This is a genomic window from Streptococcus criceti HS-6 (genome assembly GCF_000187975.2).
GTDB lineage: Bacteria > Bacillota > Bacilli > Lactobacillales > Streptococcaceae > Streptococcus > Streptococcus criceti.
The window spans coordinates 325086-343268 of sequence record NZ_AEUV02000002.1 but is presented as its reverse complement, the minus strand read 5'-3'; the positions used below and the strand labels follow the sequence as shown (position 1 = coordinate 343268).

Annotated in this window: 16 protein-coding genes and 3 pseudogenes; 13 read left to right on the top strand and 6 right to left on the bottom strand. The window is 39.1% G+C overall.

Features of this window, described 5'->3' with window-relative positions; genetic code table 11:
- Window positions 1-142: 142 nt before the first annotated feature.
- Window positions 143-1498 (bottom strand): annotated as a pseudogene (locus tag STRCR_RS01660) (MFS transporter).
- Window positions 1499-1594: 96 nt separating this feature from the next.
- On the opposite strand from STRCR_RS01660, the gene STRCR_RS01655 reads away from it, so the two are divergent.
- Complete coding sequence (locus STRCR_RS01655) at window positions 1595-2692, top strand: ArsR/SmtB family transcription factor (protein ID WP_004227006.1); 1098 nt, start codon at window positions 1595-1597, stop codon at window positions 2690-2692.
- Between the two features lie 395 nt (window positions 2693-3087).
- Here STRCR_RS01655 and STRCR_RS01650 read toward each other — a convergent pair whose 3' ends face one another.
- The 4 genes from STRCR_RS01650 to STRCR_RS01635 form a co-directional block, all read right to left on the bottom strand.
- Entirely contained in the window at window positions 3088-3984 is an 897-nt protein-coding gene (locus tag STRCR_RS01650; RefSeq protein WP_004225900.1) for a Bax inhibitor-1/YccA family protein, read from the bottom strand.
- 285 nt (window positions 3985-4269) lie between these two features.
- On the bottom strand, window positions 4270-4419 hold the full coding sequence (gene rpmG, locus STRCR_RS01645) for a 50S ribosomal protein L33 (protein WP_001265622.1): 150 nt from the start codon (window positions 4417-4419) through the stop codon (window positions 4270-4272).
- Window positions 4420-4434: 15 nt separating this feature from the next.
- Window positions 4435-4617, bottom strand: a complete 183-nt coding sequence (gene rpmF, locus STRCR_RS01640) for a 50S ribosomal protein L32 (RefSeq protein ID WP_004225572.1) — start codon at window positions 4615-4617, stop codon at window positions 4435-4437.
- Window positions 4618-4714: 97 nt separating this feature from the next.
- A complete protein-coding gene (locus tag STRCR_RS01635; protein WP_004228819.1) occupies window positions 4715-6562 on the bottom strand; it encodes an APC family permease in 1848 nt (615 codons plus the stop codon).
- 206 nt (window positions 6563-6768) lie between these two features.
- On the opposite strand from STRCR_RS01635, the gene STRCR_RS01630 reads away from it, so the two are divergent.
- The 12 genes and pseudogenes from STRCR_RS01630 (at window position 6769) to STRCR_RS01585 (ending at window position 16349) form a co-directional block, all read left to right on the top strand.
- Window positions 6769-7092: a LytTR family DNA-binding domain-containing protein gene (locus STRCR_RS01630; protein WP_004229058.1), complete on the top strand. Its 324-nt coding sequence runs from the start codon at window positions 6769-6771 to the stop codon at window positions 7090-7092.
- A gap of 134 nt (window positions 7093-7226) precedes the next feature.
- On the top strand, window positions 7227-7664 hold the full coding sequence (locus tag STRCR_RS01625) for a DUF3021 domain-containing protein (protein ID WP_004227833.1): 438 nt from the start codon (window positions 7227-7229) through the stop codon (window positions 7662-7664).
- Window positions 7665-7962: 298 nt separating this feature from the next.
- Window positions 7963-9243: a histidine--tRNA ligase gene (gene hisS, locus STRCR_RS01620; RefSeq protein WP_004227283.1), complete on the top strand. Its 1281-nt coding sequence runs from the start codon at window positions 7963-7965 to the stop codon at window positions 9241-9243.
- Between the two features lie 24 nt (window positions 9244-9267).
- Window positions 9268-9696 carry a hypothetical protein gene (locus STRCR_RS01615; RefSeq protein WP_004226259.1) on the top strand — a complete coding sequence of 143 codons (429 nt, stop codon included), beginning with the start codon at window positions 9268-9270 and terminating at the stop codon, window positions 9694-9696.
- Window positions 9697-10020: 324 nt separating this feature from the next.
- Window positions 10021-10227: a hypothetical protein gene (locus STRCR_RS12270; protein ID WP_081478767.1), complete on the top strand. Its 207-nt coding sequence runs from the start codon at window positions 10021-10023 to the stop codon at window positions 10225-10227.
- Between the two features lie 77 nt (window positions 10228-10304).
- Window positions 10305-10990: pseudogene (locus STRCR_RS01610) on the top strand (ATP-binding cassette domain-containing protein).
- Entirely contained in the window at window positions 10956-12332 is a 1377-nt protein-coding gene (locus tag STRCR_RS01605) for a hypothetical protein (protein WP_004228556.1), read from the top strand. Before STRCR_RS01610 ends, STRCR_RS01605 begins: the two are co-directional and overlap by 35 nt.
- A gap of 2 nt (window positions 12333-12334) precedes the next feature.
- The gene (locus STRCR_RS01600) at window positions 12335-12619 is read left to right on the top strand and encodes a hypothetical protein (RefSeq protein ID WP_040804340.1); all 285 of its coding nucleotides are present in this window, start codon (window positions 12335-12337) and stop codon (window positions 12617-12619) included.
- A pseudogene (locus STRCR_RS12265) lies at window positions 12619-12989 on the top strand (metalloprotease family protein). Before STRCR_RS01600 ends, STRCR_RS12265 begins: the two are co-directional and overlap by 1 nt.
- Window position 12990: 1 nt before the next feature.
- Window positions 12991-13497 carry a transporter accessory protein gene (locus tag STRCR_RS11480; RefSeq protein WP_081478738.1) on the top strand — a complete coding sequence of 169 codons (507 nt, stop codon included), beginning with the start codon at window positions 12991-12993 and terminating at the stop codon, window positions 13495-13497.
- Between the two features lie 169 nt (window positions 13498-13666).
- Window positions 13667-15415 carry an aspartate--tRNA ligase gene (aspS, locus tag STRCR_RS01590; RefSeq protein WP_004225453.1) on the top strand — a complete coding sequence of 583 codons (1749 nt, stop codon included), beginning with the start codon at window positions 13667-13669 and terminating at the stop codon, window positions 15413-15415.
- Window positions 15408-16349 carry a YitT family protein gene (locus STRCR_RS01585; protein WP_004229441.1) on the top strand — a complete coding sequence of 314 codons (942 nt, stop codon included), beginning with the start codon at window positions 15408-15410 and terminating at the stop codon, window positions 16347-16349. Before aspS ends, STRCR_RS01585 begins: the two co-directional genes overlap by 8 nt.
- A 51-nt stretch (window positions 16350-16400) precedes the next feature.
- Here the strand turns inward: STRCR_RS01585 and argS are convergent, their stop codons facing one another.
- Window positions 16401-18092 carry an arginine--tRNA ligase gene (gene argS, locus STRCR_RS01580; RefSeq protein WP_003048887.1) on the bottom strand — a complete coding sequence of 564 codons (1692 nt, stop codon included), beginning with the start codon at window positions 18090-18092 and terminating at the stop codon, window positions 16401-16403.
- Between the last annotated feature and the right edge of the window lie 91 nt (window positions 18093-18183).

Here is an 18183-nt window from a genome sequence, read left to right as displayed (position 1 = left end):
CGAGAGGAGACGAATTTCGTCTTCTCTTTTGTGATGTTCAAAACGAGGAAGATGTGTTTCTTGAAGTTGTCAAAGTTCCGAAATCCAAGTTTATTTAAAAACGAAGTCGATTTATATAAAAAAATCGACTTCCTTTATTGTCTTAATTATCATGATTTGAGAAATGTATCATTTCTTTTAAACTGACAATAACTAGAGCCAGTGTAATGCCCCAACCAATCCGAGTGGCTAATAAAAGATTATTAGACCAAAGGTTTAAGCAAGTTGAGCCAATAGCTGAACCAGCTGAAATGGCAACATTTTGTACCATTCGCTGTAAAGCTCCCGTGCTGCCTTGCATTTCCATAGGGCTAGCTTGCATGATACTAGCAATATTGGCAGGCTGGAAATAGCCGCCACCAATACCATAAATAAATAATCCTAAAGTTAAGAAGAAATAAGGTCAGCTAGGAGTGAGTAGCAAAAGGAAAAGCAAAGAAGCAATAATAATCCCGAGACCTAAATGACTAAAGGCTTTATTTTTGCTACCGTCATTGTACTTTCCTGATAGCCTTGAAAAGATTACTAATCCTGCTGGTGCGCCTAGCACAAGAAAGCCAGTCTGTCCCACTCCTAAATGGTACAATTGTTCAAAAATGAAGGGCGGAAGTAAAAATATCATGGCAGAGGCAAAACCAAAGGCAACTGTTTGAAAAAGATAAGAAATTACTTGTGGGTTGTTTTTTAATCCCTCAACATCAACAAGTGCCTGTTTATTCCTAAATTCAACATGGTAAAAGATAATTCCGAGGAACAGGCTGGATATGATTAAAATAAGGCTGACTAGTAATAGATGAGATTTGCTTAGCAAAGACAACCCTAATAAAAGAAAAACTAACATTAGAGCATTTATAAGAATTCCAAGATTATCCAATGTTCGTTCGCTAGTCTCCTCAGAGAGCTTATTAAGAAGATAATGGTTACATACTATTGCGAGGATTGCAAAAGGAACATTTAGCCAGAAGATAAAGCGCCAGAGATTTAAAGAAAGTAATATACCTCCTAAAGATGGGCCAAGGACAGGCCCTAGGCCAATCATAACACCTAAAATACTAATAGCACTGCTTTTCCGGTTTTCAGAAACTAAAGTAGTAATCAGAGCTGCTGAAGTAGCTTGTAGAGCGGCAGCCCCTATGCCTTGAAAAATCCGGCCAGCAATGAGCCAGCCAATACTATTGGCAAATCCACAAAATAACGAACTCAGTCCAAAAAGTACAAATCCTAAGTAGGAAATCTTTAACTTTCCAAATTTATCGCTTAATACTCCTAAAGGTAGGATAGAGATAGCCAATGCTAACGTATAGCCAGTTATTGTAAACGATGCTATATTAGTTGTCGTTTGAAATTGTCCCTTCAAAAAGGATAAGGCGACATTGATGATACCCGTGTCTAAAGTAGAAAGCAGCATTCCCATACCTGCGATAGCTGTTATCAGTGAATCTTGCAACCGTTTTGTCATTTTACTTCCCCCCTTTATCTCAAACTATGATACAATGAAGAAAAATTATAATCAATCAATTCTAAAAATATCGAATCGTTAGAAGGGAGTGTGCCCATGACTATTACCATTCAATTTAGCAATTATGCTCTAAAAACGGATGAGACCTTGACGCAAAGAATACAATTTGTCTATTCTCCCTTAAATGAGCTTTTTAGAAGTTTACATGTTTTATTGAATCCTCGTCACCATGGAACAAATATTGACTGGGTGATTGGGATACAAGACAGATTGACAGACGATTTCTATGAGAACCTTCACTATTTTCAACTCTTTTATGAACTCGGTGTTTCTCCTATCTTGCTTTGCAATTTTCGTTATCATGCGACAACGATTGAAGAAGAGATACAAAATCTAAAGAAATTTCTTAGTGAGCTGCCTGCTGCTCAGCTAATTGAGCATTTGGGAAAAGTAACTAGGGACCGAGAAAATTCCTTCATTCCGACATTAGCAAAGGGATTAGAATGGAAAGATTTTTCTTTGCATAAGGACAATCAGTTACTTAGTGACTTGAGAATGGATGCCTCCAGTGTTTACCAACATCTTTTTTCTTTTATTGATTGGTATAGACGAAAAATATTTGATAACACTTGGAAAGAGAAGGCTATTCAGCAGAAACTGCTAGATGAAATTCAGAAGCAATCTTCTTTTTTAAGAAAAAACGGTTTAATCGAAATGTTTAATCATTTACAGGTTGACCGCATCCATTGGAAAGAGGATGAGCTAGTCGTTATTAAGCCGTTTGAGCAAGAAATCCAACTGCAAGATAGTGATTCTATTATGTTGATCCCTAGTTATTTTATTTGGCCTCACCTCTTTGTTGAAACTTTCGACCAAGGGCTTGCCATTACTTATGATATTACTGAGCAGCCAAGTTACTATAACGCCACACCGGAAAATTTGATTACTATCTTTAAAGCTCTAAGTGATCCTGTCCGATTGCAAATTATGAATTATGTTATTAATAAACCAAGTACGACACAATCTTTGGCTCAAATTTTATTAATGAGTAATTCCAGTGTCTCCAGACATTTGCAAATTTTAAAGGAAGCTAACTTATTAACAACAACAAAAGCTAAAAAATTCGTTCTTTATGAGCCGACACAGCTCGTTACACAACTGATGCCAAACTTTTATCAATTCTTTAAGAATTGAAACTAATAGTCAACAAAAAAGCCTTTGAAATGTTGATTTCATAGGCTTTAAGTATACTCAATTATTTCACTTCAGTAAAAGTTAAATTATAACGCTGCAACTGTTGACTTTACAGCATATTTACAACTCTGTAAATATAAATGTAGAGTTACTGCTTATTCCCTAAATCCTCTTGTTTACTTTGAAATGTGCCAATTACTTCAAATTTTTATGTCGAGCTAACTCAGCATAGGTGTCCATAGTTGTAGTGATTGACTTATGCCTCATTCTGTCTTGGAGTTCTTACTGGTTTGTCTCAGCATTTAAAAGTAGAAGGGCAAGGAAAAAGCACTCAGTAATTACTCGCCACAGAGTGCTTTTGTTTTAAAAATGGAAAAGTTTTAAGATACGAGTGCCTAATCATCGTCATCGCTAGAAAACAAAGAAAGGATATCTAAGAAGAGGTTGATAAAATCAAGGTAGATATCAATAGAACTATCCAACGATAATGCCCACCAAGAAGCAAGACTATCAGGTATGTTGTCTCTATATTTATCCAGAAAACGTACTTTAATCATCTGATTGTCATACATGATATATAGAGTAAAAACAACGATATCAACAAGAGTCACGATGAAATCAAGTGTTGAATTATGAAAGTAACCTTGGAAAAGTCCTGCTACAATCAGACCCAAAAGTGCCCCGAACAAAGGAGGGCCCCATCCAGTTAGATTTTTTTTAGTAAATAATCCAAATAGCGCAGTTCCGATATAAATAGCTATAGTCACAGCTAGAGCTTTAAAGATAATCATCGGTTCATAAATGAAAGAAATTGAAGAGGATATGATACTAATTCCAGTTAGAAAGGCGAAAGCACTGATGCTTTTTATCAAAAGGTTTTCAGAAAAACCACAAATAATAATGCATAATAGCAGGAATCCCCACGATCCCCATATAGTCCAACTAGAATGGGTTATAAATTGTAAAATTTTTAAATAGAGGGAGGGGTGATAGTACAAAAACCAAATAATCCCACCCGTATAGACTAACATAAGGGCGAATATATTGTAGACCCGTGCTACATGTTTACGAAGAAAAGGTAGTTCTTCTTTAGTGGGTTCTATTTGAGATGCCTCTTTTGCAAATTTAGCCTTTTCCCAGTATGTAGCATCAGCTGAATCAGCATTCTCCATGGCTTTTTTCATTTGTCCAAGATTGATATTATTATTTTTATCCATTAGTTTTCCACTTCTAATTTTTTTTTCAAAAGCTTTACTACCTTCTTTGTAGTCAGTGCCCTTATTTACAGGCATTATACTAAAAATTCATTTCAAAATGAAGTCAACTTTCTCTTGATACTGGATAGCTGCTTTCTTTTTGTAAAACAAACGCAACCAAGCCGACTAAGCCGACTCAGTTATAGTAAGTACGATTCAGTGGATGAGTTGTGTCTGTCATTTTAATAGGCTATCAAATCAAAAAATGTAGAGAAAATATAGAGTTTGAATTTCATTTTTATGCATGATAGTAAAATTGGAAAAATAAAAAAACCCTGTAAAATCAGGGTTTCTGACGTTCACTGAATTGTAGTGAATGCCCTATTTAACTTCAGTGAACACGACATGTTTACGCAATTTTGGTGAGTATTTTTTCAATTGAAGACGATCTGGGGTATTACGTTTGTTTTTTGAAGTAAGGTACAAGCGTTCACCAGATTCTTTGTGTTCAAGTGTAATATTTACGCGCATGGTATCTCCCTTCTATTATTCCGCAGCGTTAGCTTTAGCGATTTTACGTCCTTTGTAGTAGCCTTTGAGGGATACACGGTGAGAACGTGAGTAATCTCCAGTAGTTTCATCAAATTTCACAGTTGGAGCTGTCAATTTGTAGTGTGTACGACGTTTATTTTTTTTCGCTTTTGACGTGCGACGTGCAGGTACTGCCATTTTTATGTTTCCTCCAATAGATTAATCTTGATTTTAAATCAACTCTAACAGTTTATCATATTATTTTTGTAAAGTAAAGTTACTTGACATTAACTCTTTAATTTTTTAAATGGAAGGAATAGCTGGCTAGGATTATATCCTGGTTCCATCTGAGAAAATAACGAAGACGAAGGTTCATCTGGTTGTGCAGTAGTGTTTGCCAACGCTTTCGTGGGACAAATTGTGGAATGATAACGGTCAAAGTATTGTTAGCAGCCTTGGCTTGCTTACTCATATCATTGACGAAATCAACAGTTGGCTTGATAATATCGCGATAATCGGAATAAATATTAATAAAGGTAGTATTTGGGAAATAGTGTTTGAATTCATCCCTAACCTCGTCATCTTTTATCTGTGTCTCGGCTGTTGAGACGTGCAAGGCGATAACATTTTTACTAAGAGAGTTAGCATAATTGATCGCTCCGACAGTGGCGTTAGTCATATTGCCGACGAGAACCAGAACCGTGTTACCAGAGTACTGGATAGATTTGGTTTGTTCAGAAATGCGTAACTGTCGCGCTACATTTTGATAGTGACGGTGAATCTTCTGAAACATAAGGATCAAGATGATGATAATTGGGAAAAAATACCAGATATCTGCTAAGCGGAAAAGTAAAAGAATGAGGATAATGCCATAACAAATGACAGCTCCTAACAGATTAGCCCAAGACCGCCTAAGGAAATGATCAAGCTTTTGTTTTTTCCAATAAGCCACCATACCAGTCTGTGCAAGAGCAAATGGAATAAACACCCCAATTGTATACAAGGGAATTAGCCGTTCGGTACTTCCCTTAAAGATAAAGAGCAGAAGAATGGCACCAAAGGCTAGGGTCATAATACCATTAGAATAACCAAGACGTGCCCCTTTTTCTAAATAAAGGTGGGGCATATATTTGTTTCTAGCCATATTGTAAGACAGTATTGGAAAGGCTGAGAATCCTGTATTAGCAGCTACAGCTAAGATTAGAGCGGTAGCAATTTGGAAAATATAAAATAGCACCTGACCGACCACACTAGCACCAAAAATTCTCTGAGCGATCTGAGACAAAATGGTTACACCAGATTGTGGAACTATGCCAAGCCAGTAGTTGAGGAAGGTAATGCCAACAAACATAAAACCAAGAATCATAGACATCATGACAAGGGTCTTAATAGCATTACTGATTTTTGGTTTTTTGAAAAATGGGACAGCGTTTGAAATGGCTTCAACTCCAGTCAAAGATGCCGAACCACTGGTAAAGGCCCGAAGGAGCAAGAATACGGTTAGTCCCGAAATAGGCTGACCGATATGGGCTGTTGCCGAGTAGTCTATATGGCCTGTGATGATTTGGAAAATACCAGAAATTAGCAGAAAAAGTGTGGAGATAATGAAGAGATAGACAGGTACAAAGAGCGCTGCCGCCGACTCTCTGAGTCCACGTAAATTCATAATCATCAGGATGAGGACAAGAGCAATAGAGATTTCCAAATTGAAGGCTCTCAGTATCGGGAAGGCTGATGTGATAGCATCAGCACCAGATGATACTGAAACAGCTACCGTCAGCATGTAATCGACTAAGAGGCTGCCGCCAGCCACCAGTCCTAGAGATGGTGACAAATTCTCAGTAGAGACCATATAAGCCCCGCCGCCGCTAGGATAAGCACGGATGACCTGACTGTAAGAAATGGTTAGACTGATTAAAAGAATCAGGACAGCTAGACCGATAGGTAGTGACCACCAGATAGCACCAGCTGATAGAGCAGTCAACACAAGAATAACCTGCTCAGGCCCGTAGGCAATTGACGACAGGGCATCGCTGGATAGCATAGCCAGAGCTTGTGATTTACCCAAAGAATGGTTATCCTCTTCTTCAGGATCAGATTTTAAAGGGGCCCCTAAAAGGAAATATTTGATATTAGAAAGCATCCCTTTCCTCCTCTAAATTTATTTGACAAGGCATTATAGTCCCATTTTTTTAGAAAATCAATAACTATCATCGAAAAAGCTAAATTGTAACCATTATTTAATTGAAAGCATGACCGTATATCTGTAAAAAACAGCCGCTTATCTTAAAAATATAGTCTCTCTGAAAAATATAGGTTATACTAAATTAAAAAAGAGGAGGAAAAGCAATGAAGCTCGAAATCATTAGAGACTCGCGGTTAGCGGAGACACTGATCAAAATTTATGCAACACATATTGACCGTAAGACCCAGCAGATTATCGACCTTGCTGAAGGGAAGTCAGACCATCTGCTTGGTGTATGGATGGAAAAAGTATACCTCTCAGCCCTTCCTGATATTATCCGTATTTACAGTGAGGATAAGAAAGTTTTCCTAGAGACAACAGATAAAGTCTATGCAACTAAATACCGGATTTATCAATTAGAGGAGCAGTTGACAAAAGATTTCATCAAGATTTCTCAAGGTGAGATCGTTAATATCAGTGCCATCTAAAAATTGGATCTCAGTATCAAAGGGACGATCAAGCTCACCTTGAAAACGGGCGGTGAGAGTTTTGTATCCCGACGCTCCCTCAAGACATTTAAAGAGAAATTAGGTTTGTGACGACTAGAAAAGGAGGAAATATCATGAAAGCACTTAAAAAGATGCTCGTTTATGCTTTAATGGGGCTAGGTATGGGAAGTTTAGCCACCTACCTTGCTAGCTTAGTGGTTGGTAGAGGTTTCTCACCAGCAGTCCCTGCCTTTATGGAACAATTTCAGTCTGATATCAGCGCGGTTGGTGTCCAACTTGCCATTTTTGCTGGTCTGGGCATAGCTCAGGGGATGGCTGGATCTGTCTTTCAACAGGCAGAAAAGTATTCCTTACTTTGGCTGACTTGCCTGCACTATAACCTCATTGTAGTACCGCTGCTAGCGGCGGGCTGGTATCTGAGATGGTTCCAATTTAGTGTGACAAGCCTGCTTGGCATGTTAGTTTTCATCAGCTTTCTTTATGCTGCTATCTATGTGTTTAATTATGTGATGATCAAAAGGGATATCGGCGCTATCAATACTAAACTGTAATAGTTTGATAAGGTTATTCAAGCTTCTGCTAAGGGGCTTTTGAAATGACTTAAACTGTTAGGGCAGCTGTTTTTATGGTAGAATAGAGGGAGCTATAAGTGTAAAGAAGAGCATTATAATCGATGCTGGTAGTGATACAGGCAGTGATTCAAGCTATCTTAAGAAATTGATTAAAATCTATGAAAGGAATTGAACACGGTCGAAAAGCTCGGAAAATAGACAAGTCAGTCTAGTTATCAGGAAGACTGACTGTCTTCCTGATTTCAGTCGCTTTCTTTTCGGCCTTTGTATCTTAATTATGAAACTTCAAAAACCAAAAGGGACTCAGGATATCCTGCCTGCTGAGAGTGCTAAATGGCAGTATGTGGAAGATGTTGCACGTGAAACATTTAAAAAGTATAACTACGGTGAAATTCGCACCCCCATGTTTGAGCACTATGAGGTAATTTCGCGCTCAGTTGGTGACACGACAGATATCGTGACCAAGGAAATGTACGACTTCCACGATAAGGGCGACCGTCATATCACTTTGCGTCCGGAAGGAACAGCTCCGGTTGTCCGCTCTTTTGTGGAAAATAAGCTCTTTGCGCCTGAAGTACAAAAGCCTGTCAAGATGTACTACATTGGTTCTATGTTTCGTTACGAACGCCCTCAGGCTGGACGCTTACGTGAGTTTCACCAAGTAGGGGTAGAGTGCTTTGGCTCCAGCAATCCAGCAATCGATGCAGAAACCATCGCTATGGCCTATCAGCTTTTTGATGAGCTGGGTATTAAGAATGTCACCCTGCACCTCAACAGCCTTGGTAATTCTGAGAGTCGCCTAACCTATCGTCAGGCCTTGATTGACTATTTGGAGCCCATGCGTGATCAGCTCTCAAAAGACAGTCAGCGACGATTGGATGAAAATCCTTTACGTGTGCTGGACTCTAAGGAAAAAGAGGATAAGGAAGCTGTTGAGCATGCGCCGTCGATCTTGGATTACTTGGATGAAGAGAGTCAAGCTCATTTTGACGCTGTCCGTCAGATGCTGGAGACCTTGAAAATTCCTTATGTGATTGACACAAACATGGTGCGCGGTCTGGATTACTATAACCACACTATTTTTGAGTTTATGGCTAAGGTTGGCGATTCTGATTTGACTATTTGTGCTGGCGGCCGTTATGATGGCTTAGTCGAGTATTTTGATGGTCCGCAAACGCCAGGATTTGGCTTTGGTCTTGGCTTAGAACGTCTGCTCTTAGTGCTGGACAAGCAGGGAATCGAACTGCCAATCGAAGAAGGTTTGGATGTTTATATCGCTGTTCTTGGCGATGGAGCTAACAAGAAGGCTTTAGAGTTGGTACAATCTTTACGTGTTCAAGGGTTTAAGGCTGAGCGTGACTATCTGGGCCGCAAGATCAAGGCTCAGTTTAAATCTGCAGATGCTTTCAAGGCTAAGGCAGTTATCACACTTGGTGAGAGCGAAGTTGAGAGCGGTAAAGCAGCTGTAAAAAATAATCAGACCCGCAAAGAAGTGATCGTCAGCCTCGAAGAAATCAGCACAGACTTTACTCGTGTTTTGGCTAAGATTGAAGGATAGAGCTTAGGCTTTTAGGAGAAAATTGTGACAAGTATTGAAGAGTTATTAAAAGAGGAGCAGACCTTTAGCCTGAGTTTTGATCGCAGCCAACCTATTTGCTTTCAAGAACAGTTTTGGAAGATGATTGCCTATTTGGATCGGCATGAAATCCCTTGGTTTAATGGTGAAAGGGCCGGCGACCACTTTATGTGTCAGCAGTTTCTCGGTCAGCAATGGGACCATGACTACCAAACAGTGGTCTTAGTTTTCAAGCCGACAGAGAGATTTCTTGGCTGGCAGTATGACGAGGAGACAGATGAATGGGGTATTTCTATTCAGGATGTCTATGGTTTTAGCTGGAATCATCTCGCTGATGAAGCGGATTATCGCTTTAACGAGATTGAAGAGTTTCAGGATGAATTTGTTGATACAAGTGATTTAGTCGCTCTTTTCGGCAGAAATAAGGATAGGTAGATTCTCTAAGTAGGAAAAATCGATAAAACCAGTGTGGATTTGTCTCAGACTAAATTCCGCTGGTTTTTAAAGTGGCTGATTTTAAGGCCCTTGTTTGTCTATTTCTAAAAAGTGTACACAAAAACACTCAATCTAAAGGCGTTTTAGACTAACTTCCCATTTGGTCATTCCATCGGAACTTACTTTGATAAATTTCAATTCAAATATTTTTACGAAAGCGTATACAAAAGATTAAAGCTATGTTACGATAATAGTGTAGATGAAGGTATGTCACTAATTTTCAAGGTTCCTACGTTACAATTTTTAAAAAGTAGAAGAAAGAATATTTTTGTCGATGCTTTGTACAAGTACGAAAGTTTTCCCGTGATGAAATATCAGGAGATTATCCGTGATTGTACTATCATTTGGATTTTAGTTTTATTGGCTGTTTTATTCTTCTCATACGCTTATTACTGCACATCGAGAGGGTATAACTTTACAGGAATGCTGAAATGGTCACCGACATTTGTTGAGATTGGATGCAGAAGGTAATGTTTAGTTTTTAGGTCCTTGAAAATTAGAATTGGGAGGCGCAGCCCTCCCTTTTTATATTTAGAAAGAGTTAAATAATGCTAAGGATACATAAAATTAATAAACGGTTTGGAAATAAATGTGTTTTAAAAGATTTATCAATAGAATTTTCCGATAAAGGAGTTGCTGTTATCGTTGGTTTGAACGGTTCTGGAAAATAGGATTACTGTCAAAAGATTCTGGAGAGATTACCCTAGATGGGAATGCATGTAGTTCGGTGTATTTTAAAGAAAGAATTTTTCTAATTCCTTCAGATTCTTTAATGCCAGAATATCTAACAGGAGAAGAGTATGCAGAATTTATCCTGTCACGTTATCCGAACTCATCCAGAGAACTGTATAATAGGCTAATTGATTTACTTGGAATGGATAAAGCTCAAAAAGAGGTTATGGAGTCCTATTCGTTTGGAATGAAAAAGAAAATTCAAATAGCAATTGCACTATCATTAAATATTGATTATTTGCTAGCTGATGAAATTTTTAGCGGTTTAGATTTTGAAACCGTTATACTGGTTCAGGAAATCATAAAACTTATCTCTAAAAGACACAAAATGATATTAGTGTCTCATGAGGAAAACATTATTAATTGCTTTCCAGACGAAATATATTTAATGAAAAACGGAAAGTTAAAGAGGTTTTCGGGGAATGCACAGAAATTATCTAAACTTCTAATACAGGAGGGTAGAGTACATGAAAGAGTCAATACGATTAAAGAATTTATATAGCCTACTCCATTACTATTTTAACGATATTCTAAAAGGAGCACTTGAGAGAGGTTTTCTAAAGAAAAGAATTAATCGTTATTCTTTATTTCTAGTCTGTTTTATTTCTTACTTTGCCTACTTTATTTCCAATATGAGAGCGACAGGGCAATTGGTGAAGACGGCCAATAACATATCAAACGGAACGGAGGCTTTGAAGCTATTAAAAATAACTATTATGAGTTATGCTGATATGTATATTATTTTATCAGTTGCCTTCTTTATTTTTCTAAATTCCACTATATCGCTTACTCAAAGCTCGCATTACATTACAAATATTCTTCCCTTTTCAAAAAAAGAAATTCTTATAGCACAAAAAGTATATAAACTTTTCATAGGAATAATACTTTTTGAAGGGGTACAACTTCTGGTCTTTCCGTTTTTAGGAAGCATTACCATTCTTACGATGATGGAAAAGTTTGCTCTGCTACTGTTATTTCATGTTGAGTATGTTGCTGTTTTCTTTTTGTTAGACACGATATACCAGATAATCTTATCAAGAATGGCAAACACGATAAAAGCTATTATTACTTGGCTTTTAGATATATTGCTTATTGTTTTTGCTGGATCCTATTTTTATATTTTTAGGTTTAAAGTTGAAAAATTAGTTGGGGAGGCAGATTATTCCGTACAAATAATAATTGGTACCCTATTAATATTTTTCGCCTTACTATTTATTATAAATTTTGTCTTAATGTTGAAATGCGATAATATTACAGTTGCTCAAAACCGGCAGACTTATATATTTAATAGGGTTCCTGCTTTACGATTGAATCTAGTAACAACTTTCCCGGTTTTTTATAGACACAAAAATTTTATATATAACCTATCCATGATTTTATTTTTGTCTGTAATAATGTATAGCCAAGGAGGGAGAAGGTTGGCTATGCAAACATTCTCAATTTATTACTTTGTCATACCTCTCGTGAGTATGTACTATGCAGATGCAACATCTGGTGTTAGGAAAATGTACAATTTTTTAAGAGTTAGCTTGTATAGGGAAATGAGTTCTCTTTTGTTGAGTTTAGCAATTATTCTATTGCCCCAGATTGTCGTTTGTTATTTGTTTGTTGGCCATTATGAAACCGTTCAATTGAGTATATTAGTCTTTGTGACTGCGTTACTCATGGGACTGCTATTTCCAAAATCGAGAGGTAATATAAATGAAGCTGTATCAAGCATATTAGTATTTCTAGTTATTATATTAGCTTATGCAGTCTTTAAAATTAATGACTTAATTTATCCAACAGTAGGACTATTTCTTTTAATAACTAGCATAGTATTAAGGCAAGAAAGGAGAAGGTAACTATGGCAATGATGGAAGTTTTTAGCTCTTTAAGACGCACAATCATTGGTTTCTTGGTTTTATTTACATTAGATCTCTTAGTTGAGCTATTTCAAATCAATCAGTCGGGTAAAGTTATTACACTGTTTGGTGTGGTTATCAAAAGCAAATTTACAAACACAGAATTACGACAAACATTCTCACTTCATTACCGAATGGTATTAGCTTTTCTTGTAATTCTCTTTCTAAATTTAATCTATACTTGGATTATACATCACCGTAAAATAAGCAAGAAAGGGAAAGAATAATGACATTAAATCCAGCAAGTGTTTTAATCCAAGTAATTTTACTCAGCACTTCTCTAGTTATACACGAATTGTGTCATTATCTAGCAGCCAGACTTCTAGGCTATCAGGCAAAATTTAATTTCGAAAGCTACCTTTATCCGACAATATCTTATGTAAATAAAGGAAATGCTGTAAAAAACATAATTATATCAGCTTCAGCACCGGTCGTTTTACTTTTTATTGGTCTGATGATTCCCAATAAATTATGATTCTCTCGCTATTTAAAATTGCCTGTTTATTAAATGTTTTTCATTTATTGCCCTTTTGCAATGATGGCCAAGTTATACTTGTGTCACTGCTTAGTCTAATAAAAAGAGGTGTAAAACAATGAAATACAAATTTTTTACCTACCTTGTTTTATAATTATATGTAGCTTCATATTTGGGTATTTTTATTTTGTTCCCTCTAATCAAACGCCCAACAATATCAATACAGAACAATATTATTACAAGGCTTCACCGCATGAAGTTATTTCTAAGCTTACCGACAATAAAAAGGGTGTATACTATTTTGGATTCCCATCATGTCCATGGTGTGCAGAAATTAGACCAGTTTTTAATGATGTACTAAAGGAATGTGCACAAAAATCATATACGGTTGATACAAAATCAAAGGAATTGAGTTCTCAGGATTATAAGAAACTTGAAACTTTTTATCATAGATTTTATAAGGATGAATTCACCGTACCTTTCATTGTCTCAATAAATAGTAGAGGGGAGGTTGTAACACATGTAGGAACATTAGAAGAACATAATGCTACAACTCGTAAGCTAACCAGAAAAGAGACAAAGAAACTTCGTAAATTACTGGTGAATCTAGTTAAACATACAAAAAATTAAGCCTACATAATATAGTATTGAATAAATGGCGAAAGCTTAAATAAGAGAAGTCCTAAAAAACTCCTCCCGAATGGGTGGGGTTTTAGTGTGCTTTTTGCTATAATAATAGGGAATGTAAAAACTCAGATAGAGAAAGGATAAAGCCCCCATTGGGCTTGGTATCTCAAGTATGAAACGTAGTATGTATGCTGGTCGCGTTCGCCGTGATCATGTTGGCCGTCAGTTGACGTTGAAGGGCTGGGTAGCTCGCCGCCGTGACCTTGGTGGTTTGATCTTTATTGATTTGCGTGATCGTGAAGGAATCATGCAGTTGGTCATCAATCCTGAAGCTGTTTCTAACGAAGTGATGGCAACAGCTGAGAGCCTTCGCAGCGAGTACGTCATTGAAGTGACTGGTACCGTTCAAGCGCGTGAACAAGTCAACGATAAGATTCCTACCGGTCAAGTTGAACTTCATGTCAGCGAGTTAACCGTTCTTAATACAGCCAAGACTACACCTTTTGAAATCAAAGATGATGCGGAAATGACGGACGATAATCGTCTGCGCTACCGCTACTTGGACTTGCGTCGCCCCAGCATGTTGGGAAACCTCAAGCTGCGTGCTAAAGTGACCCACAGTGTTCGTAATTATCTAGATGAGCTTGAGTTTATTGATGTAGAAACACCAATGTTGACCAAGTCCACACCAGAAGGGGCGCGTGATTATCTGGTACCATCACGTGTCAGTCAGGGACATTTCTATGCTTTACCTCAAAGTCCGCAAATCACCAAGCAACTTTTGATGAATGCTGGTTTTGATCGCTACTACCAAATTGTTAAGTGTTTCCGTGATGAAGACTTACGTGGAGATCGTCAACCTGAGTTTACACAGATTGATTTGGAAACATCCTTCCTTGACGATCAAGAAATTCAAGATATCACAGAAGGCCTCATTGCATGTGTTATGAAAGAAACTAAAGGCATCGATGTGACGCTTCCCTTTCCACGCATGAGCTATGACGATGCCATGAACAACTATGGTTCAGATAAGCCAGATACTCGCTTTGAGATGCTTTTACAAGACTTGACAGATCTTGTCAAGGGAATTGAATTCAAAGTATTCTCTCAAGCACCAGTTGTTAAGGCTATCGTGGTGAAAAATGCGGCTGATAAATACTCGCGCAAAGATATTGATAAGCTGACAGAAGTGGCTAAGCAATACGGTGCCAAAGGTCTCGCCTGGGTTAAGGTTGCCGCCGGTGAGTTGACAGGGCCTGTAGCCAAGTTTTTGACAGAGATTGCCACCAAGTTGACAGATCGTTTACAACTAGTTGATAATGATTTAGTGCTCTTTGTTGCTGATACGCTTGAAGTTGCTAATGCAACACTCGGTGGTCTGCGTACGCGTCTGGCCAAGGATCTTGACATGGTTGACAACTCTGCCTTCAATTTTCTTTGGGTAGTTGATTGGCCAATGTTTGAATGGTCAGAAGAAGAAGGGCGTTATATGTCAGCCCACCATCCTTTTACACTGCCAACGGAAGAGACTGCAGCTGAGCTTGAAGGTGATCTATCCAAGGTTCGTGCGGTAGCTTACGATATTGTCTTGAATGGTTACGAACTAGGCGGCGGTAGTCTGCGTATCAATCAAAAAGACTTACAAGAGCGTATGCTCAAGGCTCTTGGGTTTAGCCAAGAATCAGCTAAGGAGCAATTTGGCTTCTTGCTAGAAGCTATGGATTATGGCTTCCCACCACATGGAGGTCTGGCTATTGGCTTGGACCGCTTTGTGATGATTTTAGCAGGGGAAGACAATATTCGTGAAGTCATTGCTTTTCCTAAAAATAACAAGGCATCAGATCCCATGACTCAAGCTCCAAGCTTGGTCGCTGACAAACAATTGGAAGAACTAGCTCTGCAAGTGCAAGACCATGACTAAAAAAACACAGCCTAAGCGGCAAATCAAATATGCTGTTGGTAAGGCGGCTAAGAAGGTCGGCTTGCTCCATACAGTTCGCAGTATTTCCCGCGAGAAGTATGCTGAGAAGATTTCGGCTTCGCTCTTTTACGGAATTCTTTCTAGTATTGCGGTTAACTTCTTTTTTCAACCGGGACATGTGTACTCAAGCGGGGCAACTGGCCTGGCTCAAGTCTTATCGGCACTCAGTGACCGTTTGGTCGGTTTTGTCATTCCGGTTTCGGTAACCTTTTACGCCATCAACATTCCCTTGATGATCTTGGCCTGGTTCAATCTAGGCCACCGTTTTACTATCTTTACCTTTATTACGGTAACTATCAGTTCCTTCTTTATCCAAATCATGCCCCAGATTACCTTGACTAGCGATCCCTTAATTAATGCCATCTTTGGTGGCTTGGTTATGGGAACCGGGATTGGTTATGGCTTGCGGTCGCGGATTTCTAGCGGGGGGACGGACATTGTCAGCCTCTATATTCGCAAGAAGACAGGGCGTGCTGTTGGGAGTATCTCTCTCATGGTCAATGGGACCATCATGATATTTGCAGGTTTGCTTTTTGGCTGGCAGTATGCCCTCTATTCCATGGTGACTATCTTTGTTTCTAGTCAAATGACAGATGCTATTTTTACCAAGCAAAAGAAGATGCAGGCCACTATTATTACCAGCAAGCCTGACCGAGTGACCAAGCAAATTCATAAGCGGCTCCACCGGGGAGTGACTCAGATCAATGATGCCGAAGGTACCTATAATCATGAGAAAAAAGTGGTGCTGATTACCATCATCACCCGAGAAGAATTCAATGATTTCAAATATGTCATGTACAAGGCTGATCCCAAAGCTTTCGTTTCCATTGCTGAGGATGTTCACATCTTGGGACGTTTTGTAGAGGACGATTAGAATACTAATAAGACCATCGGATTTTCGATGGTCTTATTAGTTTTTATCAATTTACATTTCATCTGGTGCATCCACACCTAGAAGACGCAGAGCTTCTTTGAGGACCAGCGCTGTTGTATAGCTAAGGGCTAGACGGCTGTCACGCTCGGGACTTTGGTCCAAAATACGGTTATGGGCGTAGTACTTATTGAAAGCTTGGGCCAGACTGATGGCAAACTTGGCGATAATAGATGGTTCAAAATTATCGGCCGCTCGCTTGATGGTGGCTGGGAAATTTTGAATCAATTTGATAATTTCCCAGCTTTCAGCATCATCTAAGGAATAGCCAGCCGCTGGATCGGCTTTGAAATCCGCCTTGCGGAGGATGGATTGAATCCGAGCATAGGCATATTGGACATAGGGACCGGTTTCTCCCTCAAAGGAAACCATGGCATCGAGGTCGAAGTCGTAACCATTGAGACGGTCGGTCTTGAGGTCATAGAACTTGATAGCCCCGATACCAACTGTGTGAGCAACGACACCTTTATTTGGCAAATCAGGGTTCTTAGCATCAATTTGGTCACCAGCCCGTTTGATGGCTTCAGCAATGGTTGGTTCCAAGAGAATGACATTCCCCTTGCGAGTTGAGAGTTTCTTACCGTCCTTGGTGACTAGCCCGAAGGGGACATGGACGATGTCATCTGCCCAGTCGTAATTCATCTCTTTAAGGACAGCCTTGAGTTGCTTAAAATGAGCAGCTTGTTCGTTGCCGACCACGTAGATAGACTTAGCAAAATCGTAGGTCTGCTTGCGGTAGAGAGCCGCAGCCAAATCCCGTGTAATGTAGAGAGTAGCTCCGTCTGATTTCTTAATCAGGGCAGGGTTTTCAATGCCGTATTTATCCAGCTTAACCACTTGGGCTCCTTGAGATTCCTGCAAGAGTCCCTTGTTTTCTAGGATAGCAACGACCTCATCCATCTTGTCATTGTAGAAGGCTTCCCCGTTATAGCTATCGAATTGGACCCCTAGTTGGTCGTAGAGGCGGTTGAATTCAATCAGGCTCTCATCGCGGAACCATTGCCAGAGGCTAATAGCCTCGTCGTCACCAGCTTCTAGCTTACGGAACCAGTCTCTAGCTTCTTCATCTAATTCAGGCTGGGTTTGAGCTTCTTTATTGATACGGACGTAAAGCTGAAGCAGTTCATCAATGGGATTAGCTCGGACAGCTTCCTCCTCGCCCCATTTTTTATAAGCCACAATCAGCATACCGAACTGTTTGCCCCAGTCACCCAAGTGATTGATTTTAATAGGCTTGTAGCCGATTTTTTCAAAAATCTTATCTAAGCTGTCACCGATAACAGTCGAGCGCAGGTGACCGATAGAAAAGGGCTTAGCGATATTAGGACTGGACATATCAATGGTAATGTGTCGTCCTTGGCCGAGATCCTGTTTGGCATAGTCACTACCTTGAGCAAGGACATCTGCCAGAACGCTTTGGGAAATCTCTTTCTTGTTGAGGAAGAAGTTAATATAGGGGCCGACCGCTTGGACCCTATCGAATTTATCCGTGTTAATTTTTTCAACGAGTTGGCTGGCAATGGCTTGGGGGGCCTTACGCAATATCTTGGCCAAAGAAAAAGCAGGGAAGGCTAAGTCCCCCATCGTAGTGTTCTTAGGGATTTCTAATAGATTAACAATCGCATCAAGGTCCATATCAGGTAGGACAGCCTTGAGCTCCTGAGCGATAATGAGTTTACTATCCATGTGTCTCTCCTGTGAAAGTATTCATTTCATTGTAACATAAATAGGAGGATTTTGCTGAGCCATTTGCCAGTACCTAAGAGAAAATGAATGG